The organism is Brotocaccenecus cirricatena (genome assembly GCF_020687045.1).
In the GTDB taxonomy this organism is placed as follows: Bacteria; Bacillota; Clostridia; order Oscillospirales; family Oscillospiraceae; genus Vescimonas; species Vescimonas cirricatena.
This window is the reverse complement of the sequence record NZ_JAJEPW010000082.1, coordinates 1-9,639: the sequence shown is the minus strand read 5'-3', so window position 1 is coordinate 9,639 and position 9,639 is coordinate 1. Positions and strand designations below refer to the sequence as shown.

General features: G+C 48.1%; 6 protein-coding genes. All 6 read right to left on the bottom strand.

From position 1 onward, the window contains the following. Positions 1-47 precede the first annotated feature (47 nt). On the bottom strand, positions 48-659 hold the full coding sequence (locus LKD37_RS15725; RefSeq protein WP_147561345.1) for a hypothetical protein: 612 nt from the start codon (positions 657-659) through the stop codon (positions 48-50). 75 nt (positions 660-734) lie between these two features. After that, complete coding sequence (locus tag LKD37_RS15720; protein ID WP_302930042.1) at positions 735-2,783, bottom strand: ATP-dependent DNA helicase; 2,049 nt, start codon at positions 2,781-2,783, stop codon at positions 735-737. 29 nt (positions 2,784-2,812) lie between these two features. Next, complete coding sequence (locus tag LKD37_RS15715) at positions 2,813-4,204, bottom strand: NYN domain-containing protein (protein WP_302930041.1); 1,392 nt, start codon at positions 4,202-4,204, stop codon at positions 2,813-2,815. A 25-nt stretch (positions 4,205-4,229) separates the two neighbouring features. Further along, complete coding sequence (locus tag LKD37_RS15710) at positions 4,230-7,319, bottom strand: type I restriction endonuclease subunit R (RefSeq protein ID WP_302930040.1); 3,090 nt, start codon at positions 7,317-7,319, stop codon at positions 4,230-4,232. 16 nt (positions 7,320-7,335) lie between these two features. Next, positions 7,336-9,159: a GmrSD restriction endonuclease domain-containing protein gene (locus tag LKD37_RS15705; protein WP_227202768.1), complete on the bottom strand. Its 1,824-nt coding sequence runs from the start codon at positions 9,157-9,159 to the stop codon at positions 7,336-7,338. 23 nt (positions 9,160-9,182) lie between these two features. Further along, a complete protein-coding gene (locus tag LKD37_RS15700) occupies positions 9,183-9,542 on the bottom strand; it encodes a hypothetical protein (RefSeq protein WP_015564517.1) in 360 nt (119 codons plus the stop codon). Positions 9,543-9,639: the final 97 nt, after the last annotated feature.

Sequence of the window (9,639 nt, the reverse complement as noted above, 5' to 3'; positions counted from 1 at the left end):
CCCGACACTGTGCCAGACGCACAGTGTCGGGGGCGTTTTTCCGTGTCTTAGTTATGAGCCAGTTCATTTAGGAGCAGCTTTCGATAGTCCACATCCAAGATGCCGCGATGGAAGTCCATCAAACGGTGTTCGTCGAACAGCTTTTCACAGAGCTTGGTCAGCGGATGATTCATTAGCTTTGCAGAAATGCCAGTCTCGTTGAAAAACCTTGCCCATGTGAAGACCTCTTCTAAATCCTCCTGCCCAAGCGTGGCAGGAATGATAGCGTTGCAGAGACGGACAATGGGGCTGTCCGCAAATCGCTCTGCGACTTCCTCCGGTGTGCATTCATAGCGGTCACAGTCAAAGGAAAGCGCATCCTCAATTTTAAGATAATTTTCGGTTTCATCCCGCGTCAAGGTTATGGTGTAGTCTCCCATACCGGACGGCACATCAATATTCTCCATGACATCAAGCTCGAAACGGGAGCCGCCGATGATCGCTTCAAAGGAGAAGGACTGACAGATTACTGCTGGGTTTTTGTCTATCTTGTCCTCATTCAGAAATGACAGCGGATTATACTCCGTCAGTTCCCAGCCGATTTTACCTCTCTCTGTTTGCTCGGCAATCTGCTGGATCAGATGTTGTTCTTCTTCGTGCAGATTTTCATTGTACAACATGATACACCTCCGTTTTCTGATTGTCGTTTTTTGGGGGGCTGCTCTATGTTTCCGAAGAGACTGCCGTTTGTATCATCATTCCTTGGCTGAGGGCAGACCTTCGTAAAACTTCCTAAGTTCGTCCAAACTGCTTGTCCGATTTTTGATGGGCAGGGAGTCCCATGTGATGTCATGATAGCGTTCAGGCGGCTCGTCCCGCAGTCTTCGGTCGATGATGCAGACAATGCCGGTGTCTGTGAAATTGCGGATCAATCGCCCGATACCTTGCTTGAGCTTGATAATCATTTCGGGAACGCGGACATCCATCAGAGCGTCCTTAGCAACAGAACACTTATACTCGATAATTGGATCGGGAACAGGAAACGGAAGCCGGAAAATGATAACATTGGAAAGGCTTTTTCCTTCAATGCTGATGCCTTCCCAGTATGCGCCCGTCCCCAGAAGCACGGAGTTCGTATCTTCCTTAAACTCATTCAGCACCTTGTCCTGCGACGATCCCGGCTGCTGCATCAGGATTTTGTACGGAAGATTTTTCTCACTGAGAATGGAGTAGACCTCTTCCATGTCGGTCTTTGCCGTAAACAGCACGAGTGCCTTTCCATTGGAAATGCTCAGGATCTCAAGCAGTCGCTCCACGCCCTTTTCAATGAAGGCTTCATGTTCTCTGGTCGGGTGCGGGAGATCGTCGCAATAGTAGATCATGGCGTGTTCATCGTATGGATATGGGGAAGGCTTTGGCTCGGATAAGCAGCCGCGATCACCAGCGGGAAAGCCGGTATTGCTGATAAAGTAAGAATACTGTTCTTCCAGAGAACCGTTCGTGGCGTTCGTCAGCGTGGCAGAGGTCAGAATTGTTCGCTCGTCCCCGTTGAAATATAGGCGGCTCACAATTTCTCTTGTGTTTTTAGGGCAATAGACGAGTTCCGTGTTGCTGCCGTGCTGCTCAATCCAGATCAACATATCATCTATCCGGTCAAGAAGCTCTGAAAGGGACTCGCTGACAGCATCCAGATCATCAGAGGCAGCAAAGGAACGGTTGTTTCTGAAATCCATGCTGGAATAAATCTGAATGCTGGACGAAAGGTTATGTATGGCGGCGTTCATTTCTGTAAGCAGCTCAACTGCGCTGCCGCTTTGGTCAAAGAAAAAGCGGTCAGCGTAGCGCATATCCTGATCTGCCTCGTTGATCTGCTTTTGGACTTGAGCTTTCAGGCAGTTATAAAAGGCGATGATTGAGCTTTCCGCCTCTCGCTTTTCACCGGACACACTGCTCTGGTCAGAGGATCGCAGCTCATAGAATGCGCTCTTAATCATTCCAAAGAGCATACCTTGCCCGAAACGCTCCGTTGTGGCACTCCGCACCTTATCATCCAAGTTGTGTGCTTCATCCACGACAAGCAGATCAGCGGCGGCGTTAATCAGCCCGTCCTGACCGCGCCGGAGTTTCATGAGGTGCTGGGTTAGAAAATCCTGATTGCACAGTACCACTCCATCCGTAAACTTTAATGCTGCGCGGACTTTGTAATACTTGCACTTCTTTTCACAGGAGCCGCAATTCTTCATGCTGAACCGCTGCACGTTTACCTTGTCCCAGACGCCTTGCGGCAAAACCTCCGGGAAATCCTTGCGTTCCTCATACCCCTGCTGGATTCCTTCTTTGAGCGCGTCCGGTGGGTCAGCCTTCGGGGCACACATATACTCATCTGCGCGTTTGTTGCAGAGATAATGTGTCTGTCCTTTTGCGAGGATGACATCGCTGTTCAGCCCAAGAAGGGGCATTACCGCATGGACATCGCGCCAGAGCTGTTCTTGAAGCGCAATGGTCGAGGTTGCGATGATAACCGGCTTGTTCATGCGTTTGCTGTACAGCAGCACCGGCACAAGATAGCCAAAGGACTTTCCAATGCCCACGCCAGCTTCAATCGCAAAATGCTGATCGTTTATGAGGGCGTCCACAATCTCAAAGGACATATCCTGCTGCCCCTCACGCATTTCCAAGCCATGCTGCGGGGCTTCATCCCAAAAGAAGGTGCTGACTTGCTCACTCATGGAGTACAGCTCTGCTTTTCTGCGCTTTTTCCGTTCCTCCGATGTATTGAATCCAAAATAGAATCTGTTGTCCATCCACATTCCTCCCGGAATAGAAACCAAGGCTATCCACGTTTCAGCTCAATGCTGACGTTTCCGTTCTCGTCGATAGTCAGCGTCATGTGCCTGATGTGCTTCTCATAGAACTGCCGCCGCTCTGCGGGAGACATTTCGATCCTCGTGTTTCGCAGAGCTGCATCAAACATATCGTTGACATTCAGGTGAACGGAGTTGTCAATCCAGCGGTACATCTCCTTGAACAGTGCGTTTTTCTTGATGTCCTCGCTGTTGCCGGAGTAGAAGTCATCCAGATAGCAGTAGAATATCCCAGATTCTGCAAGTGCTGCCTTCATATCCGGTCCGCATTTTTCCCGCTCAATCATGACAAGGAATCTGGCGTCCGGTAAGGAAGAGATCAGCCCCCAGTAGTCGGAATCGCTTGAGACGATGACGAAGGAATCCACTTGCTTCTGGTAGTGTTCCTGACAGGCTCTTGCGGTGAGCTTGATGTCTACCAGTGATTTGTTCTGCTTGATCCGCTCAATCATGATATGTTCAACGGGGATGCGGGTGTAGTTTTCAAGAATCCGCCATGCCGTAGCGGTGTGTACGTCATCAAAGAGAATGATCGCCGTAATCTTCTGCATGACCTCATAATCAAGATTTTTGAGCGTGGCGCACAGCTTGTACGGGTCGGAGTTTTCGCAGTCCACTACCAATACGGTCTTCTCACTGTTATCTATGAAGTCGTAGATATTGTTTTTTACAAAAGCCCCTGCATCGGAGACTTTACTGTATTCCGTGAAGGCGTCGCAATGCCATTGATAAAGCAGGGTAGCAAACTTCTTGTCATTATAGAGGACATTACCCTCGTCCATCGGAACCCAGTTGATGTACATTTGATAGGGGTAGTAGGAGAGACTTGCGTAATAGATGTCCGCAGCATCTTTCGTTCCGTCCTCTGTCAAGCCGTTTGGCATAATGAACAGCTCTTTTATGTACGCCCAGTTAATCCAGATTGGAAAGAGGCTTTTGCAGTTGTTAATGCGGTCTGAAATCAGCCGGTTGATCTCGATAATGTGGTGGCAGAGCTTTGTACTCGACTTTTTGATAAAGCTGATTCCGTCATTTGAAAGCTGCTGCATACTGGACATTGGAAGGATCTCAGGCATCGAAAGAAGCCCACGGTATTCCATCCGCATGATGTCATTTATTTTCCGGTAATTGCGCTCAATGGCGGTGCGGATGATACATAGATTCCGGATGATGCGGGCATTTTTATCCTGCTCAAGCCGGTTGTATATCTCTATCTTCGGCGGCTCGTGTTCATTTTGAAAAATACGGAGCGGGACGCCGATCAGGTAGGCAACCTTCGATACAAGTTCATAGGTGCTGTCTTTGTAGGCAATCTGCTCTCCGGCATATTCGACGCCATTCAACATGACTGAATTGCCCATGATCTACTCCTTTCTCGTAGGGGAGTTAAGCGGTCATTACATTGTCCGTCCACATCTCACACTGGCTCATGACAGTCTGGACTGCATCATCCATACCCTCAGGCGGATATTTGTGTTTTTTCAGCAGCCTTTTGACCAAGCGGCGCATTCCAGCTCTTGCGCTCTCTTTCTTTTGCCAGTCTATTGTCTGGTTTTTGCGAAGCAAATCTGTCAGCTCTTTCGTGATAGCAATAAGCTCATCATGCTCGTAAAAGTCCTTGATTGCTTGCGGCTTCGTGAGAGCATCATAGAAAGCAAGCTCGTCCGCTGTCAATCCGAGTTTTTCACCCTCGGCGGCAGCAGCGGCAATGTCTTTCGCCAGCTTGAGTAATTCTTGAATGACTTCCTCGTTGGTCAGCATTCCGTTCAAATAGCGGTTCATTGCGCTCTGAATGATTTCGGAGAACTTCTCAGACTTGACGATATTTGTTCGGCGGTAAACAGAGACCTGTTCGGAAATCAGTTTTTTCAGGAGTTCGACTGCAAGATTCTTCTCCTTCATGTTTGCCACTTCTTCAAGGAACTTCGGATCGAACAACGAAAACTCAGTCTGGACATCAGAGAAAAGGTTGATAACGCCTTCGCTTTTGATACTGTGCTTCAAAAGTTCGTTAATGCGCTCATTTACTTCCGGAAGCGTAAACTTCTTTCCGGTACCGCCTGAAACCAAGCGCACGGTCATTGTTCTTACGGACTCGAAGAAAGCTGCCTCCATGCGAGTTTGCTCGTCTACCAAGCTGCTGCACAGCGAAAGTGCCTGCTTGAGAAGCAGGGCTTCTTTGATAAACACATTCTGTGTCTTCTCATGGTCGGGAAGCTCGTACTCTGCAACACTCTTGCCGAGTATGAAGTTCACTCCGCCGCTGATGAGCTTCGCCCTGTCAAGGTCGCTTCCGGTCATGAATTTCTCATAACTGAATCCGTGGAACAAATCTCTGCAAATAGAGAGCTTTTCAAGGAACTTCGGATATGCAGCCTTGCTTACATCTGTATCACCATAGTTCTTCTTGTCTCTGGCAGTATAGTCGTTCATTGCCTGTTTCAGTGCCGCCGCAATACCGACGTAATCGACAACCAAACCGCCTTCTTTATCTTTGAAGACACGATTGACGCGGGCGATAGCTTGCATCAGGTTGTGTCCAGCCATCGGCTTATAGACATACATCGTAGCAAGGGAGGGAACATCAAAGCCGGTCAGCCACATATCCACGACGATGGCGATTTTCAGCGGAGAGTTGTTGTCTTTGAATTTCCGCGCCATATCGTCCTTATGAGCTTTGTTGCCGATAATCTCACGCCATTCTTCGGGATCGTTATTGCCTTGCGTCATGACCACTGCAATCTTTTCCGTCCACGCTGGGCGCAGCTCAAGAATGCGCTTATAAATCTTCATTGCTATGGGACGCGAATAAGCAACGATCATCGCCTTTCCGGTCAGGATATTCTCACGGTAATTCTCGTAATGATCAAGAATGTCATTTACCAAGGAATTGATCGTCTGGTCGGCACCGAGGATTGCTTCCATCTGACCAAGTTCCTTTTTGCTCTTTTCAATGACATACGGATCGGCGTTGTCGGCCATAATGTCATACTCATTATCGATCAGATGGAGGGTGTTCTCGTCGAGTTTCAGGTGAATCACACGGCTCTCGTAGTAGACGGGTCTGGTCGCGCCATCTTCAACTGCCTGTGTCATATCATAGATGTCGATGTAATCACCGAAGACTTCTCGTGTGCTGCGATCTTTTGTGGAGATCGGTGTTCCGGTGAATCCAATGTAGGTCGCATTAGGAAGCGTGTCTCTTATAATGCGGGCAGTGCCGATAACGGTTTTCGCCTCGACTTCGCCGTTGTCCTTCTGCTTGACCACAACCTTCTCATTGAGACCATATTGCCCACGATGCGCTTCATCAGCCATCACGATAATGTTCCGGCGTTCCGAAAGAGCTTCGTTGCTTTCTTCAAACTTCTGCATGGTCGTGAAGATTATGCCGTTTGCCTGTCTGTTTGCAAGCAGTTCTTTCAGATTCTTGCGGCTCTCAGCGTGCTGCGGCGTTTGCCGGAGGAAGTCCTTGCAGCGGGCGAATTGTCCGTAAAGCTGGTCGTCCAGATCGTTACGGTCGGTAATGACAACGATAGTGGGGCTTTCTAACGCTTCTTGCAGATAATGAGCATAGAAGACCATAGACAACGATTTTCCGCTGCCCTGTGTATGCCAGAAGACGCCGCCCTTGCCGTCTGTCACAGTCGCGTGCTTCGTAGACTCAATCGCCTTTTTGACTGCAAAATACTGATGATACCCAGCGAGTATCTTGAATGTATTCTGTCCATCCACATTAAAGCAGATGAAGTTTTTCACGATGTCAAGGAAGCGGGTCTTCTCAAACAGTCCTACAAAGAATGTGTCAAATGATGCGTGTTGCGTATTCTCATAGCTGCCGTCTGTTGTTTTCCACTCCATAAAGCGGTCTTCGCCGGACGTGATTGTACCAGCCTTTGAAGTGGTCAAGTCGCTCATGACACATACCGCATTATAAATGAACATAGAGGGGATCTCATGCATATAGTTCCGGAGCTGGCGGTATGCTGCGGAAGCGTCGGTTTCTTCGCGGGACGGAGACTTCAACTCCACAATGACGAGCGGGAGACCATTGACAAAGAGAATCACATCTGGTCTTTTTTCGGAGTTCTCAATGAAAGTCCATTGATTCGCAACTGTGAACTCGTTACTGGCAGGATTTTTGAAGTCTACAAGGTAAACAAGGGTAGAGCGTTCTTCACCCTTGTCATAGTATTTTACCGGGACTCCGTTTTGGAGGTAGTCCATAAAGACCATGTTCTTCTGCAAGAGCGTTCCAGTTTCAAAGTTCTTGAGCTTATAGATTGCCTCCGTCAGAGCGTCCATAGGCAGGCTCTTGTTGATCCGCTGCAAGGAAGGCAGCAGAACATCCTCATAAAGCGGCGAGTGATAATCGCGCTCCACGTCCGGTCCATAGATATAGTTATAGCCCAGTTCTTCATTGAGAAGCTGCAAGACAGCGTTCTCGTAATTTGATTCTGTAAAATATCCTGCCATAGTTTGTCACTCCCTTTTACGCCAGACTCGCCCCGAACTGATCCAGCGTGTTTTCTGCATCTCTGTCAGTGACGGGCTTATTCATCGCTTTTTCAATTAGGTTTAGAAGGCTTTTTGCTCTGTCGATGAAATAGCCATTGAAGTCATCTGCCTTCAATTCTGCATAGTTGATAAAGTGCGATTCCACCCGTGCTTGCAACTCATTCTCGGTCAGTCCATCAACCTTCTTTAGAATTGCCCCCAGATACTCACTCGGCGCATTTCCGCCAATCGAGCGGTTGGTGGCTGGAAGAATCGGGGTCTTGTTAATGATGGAATTATACCGTTCGCGCTTGATGCCCATTTTCTCGCAATATGCTTCGGGGAATATATGGTGAATATCCGGAGACTCAAGCATACTGTTTACAATGTCAATCGTCGTGTTGTTCATAAAGTCACGACACTTCTCCTTGTAAAGAAGAGCCATTATACCTTTATATGCCGCGCTCAAGCGAGTTTGAAGGGTTAGCAGCCGCGTAGAAGAAAAGACTGCGCTGTTAATCGTGTGCATTGCATTCGGACGTCCATTGACCTCTTCAACCATGTCCTCAATGTCATAGGCATAGCGGGTTTCGTTCGCACCGCCATACATCTCACCCAAAATCCCGCACCAATACCACCGAGAAAGAGTTTTGATTGTGTTTGGCTCATTGCATTTGGATTTTCCGAGAACAGCGCAGATTGCCGCAAGTGGAATCAACTGCGTTGTATAGGGCAAATCTCTTTGACGGAAAACGCACTGATCCCGAAGAAGAAACTCCTTTGCGATTTTGAACCCAGACAGCACTGCATCCCGGTTCGCTATGTACGATTCATAAGGAAGTCCCAGAACATCTTTCTTTTTGCAGGAGATTGTGTTTGTCTTTCCAGACTGCTTGTTCAAATAGCTTGTAAAGAGACAAACCGTTGTCAGGAAGGTAGTCTCATCAATCCCATCGAACAGGTCTGTTCTCAGCGTGTCACCGAAACCGCAAATTGTATTTCGACACTGCACCCAGTCTTTTCTCAGGTCAAAGTCTCTTGTGGCATAAGTTGCGGTAACAAGCTCAAACACCGTGAGAGGAACACCACCGGTATTGACGTTCTCAAACACCTTGCACACTGCCTCTCGCGGCGTGGACTTGTCCAGCGTAATCACAGGCAGCTTATACCCGGAAATTGTATTCAGCACATCCGCCTGAAAACGCTTGAACTCGTCCATTGCCTCCGGCTTCATTCCATAGTGCGTCATGTAGCCCATGAACCAGTCCATAACGGCGTTGCTATCGAACACAATATTGACCGGGAACAGCTTATTCTCGTATTCATATTCTCTGGTTGAGAGGTCGAGCTTCACATCACGGTCAAAGTTTTCTTTGATCTTGCGGTCTTCCGGAATAGACAAGACTGCATCAAAACGATCCTCATCATCGTCAAGGCACTTCTCCATTGAGAGATAGTAATAACGCTTAATAGCCTTGCCTTTTTCTGTTTTGGTCGAGACCGGCTCTTTAGAGGATGTTGCCTGATAGATGGAAGTAAGTCGCTGCTGTCCATCAAGAATCAAATGCTCCGGCTTTACTGAGACGCCTTTTACGCCCGTAATTGTGCGGTATTTGAATTGAATGTCCGGATTACCGTATTGTAGCCGCATAATGGCACCCATAGGGTAGCCTTGCGACAAACTGGCGATAATTCCTCTAATTCGGTTATCATCCCAAGTCCAGTCGCGCTGAAACTCCGGCAACTGCATTGAGCCGGACTTAACCTCCGCTAAAAGCTGACTTAGGTTTGTATCAAGAGATTGTGGTGAAATAATCACGTCTGCGCCTCCTTCATTGAGTTTTACTGATCGGACGAGCCCAGTCTGCTTTCCAAATCTGAAATATCGCTGCGGATGGAAGAGATGTCCGACTCAATATCGTCAACCCGCTCGGATAAAGAAGCCTGCTGACTTTGAATGTACTCCATTTGTGAGTATAGACCTCGCACTGCCAGAATCAATTCTACCATCAGCCCCTTATCATCGAGGGAGAGAAGACGGTCTTTTTCAGCCTGTATCTTTTCCGCCTCCTGTTGAAGCCGCTCTTTCTCACGAACTGCTTCTGCTGCGGCTTTCTCAAGACGAACCCGTTCCTTTTCAAGACGCTTTTTCTGGCGCTCGTCTTTGCTTTTTTTCAAGCTCTCCTGAACTTTATCAAACATGGTACAACCTCCAAATCAGGTAAACGATAATTTAGCAGCTTAGAGCTGGACAGCAGACACATCGATCTCGCCAGACATCAGTTTGGGCAGCAAATTA

Bases quoted from the DNA above. Each gene is read 5' to 3' on its own strand.
- LKD37_RS15710 (WP_302930040.1), bottom strand. From the start codon at position 7,319: ATGGCAGGATATTTTACAGAATCAAATTACGAGAACGCTGTCTTGCAG.
- LKD37_RS15715 (WP_302930041.1), bottom strand. From the start codon at position 4,204: ATGGGCAATTCAGTCATGTTGAATGGCGTCGAATATGCCGGAGAGCAG.
- LKD37_RS15720 (WP_302930042.1), bottom strand. From the start codon at position 2,783: ATGGACAACAGATTCTATTTTGGATTCAATACATCGGAGGAACGGAAA.
- LKD37_RS15725 (WP_147561345.1), bottom strand. From the start codon at position 659: ATGTTGTACAATGAAAATCTGCACGAAGAAGAACAACATCTGATCCAG.
- LKD37_RS15700 (WP_015564517.1), bottom strand. From the start codon at position 9,542: ATGTTTGATAAAGTTCAGGAGAGCTTGAAAAAAAGCAAAGACGAGCGC.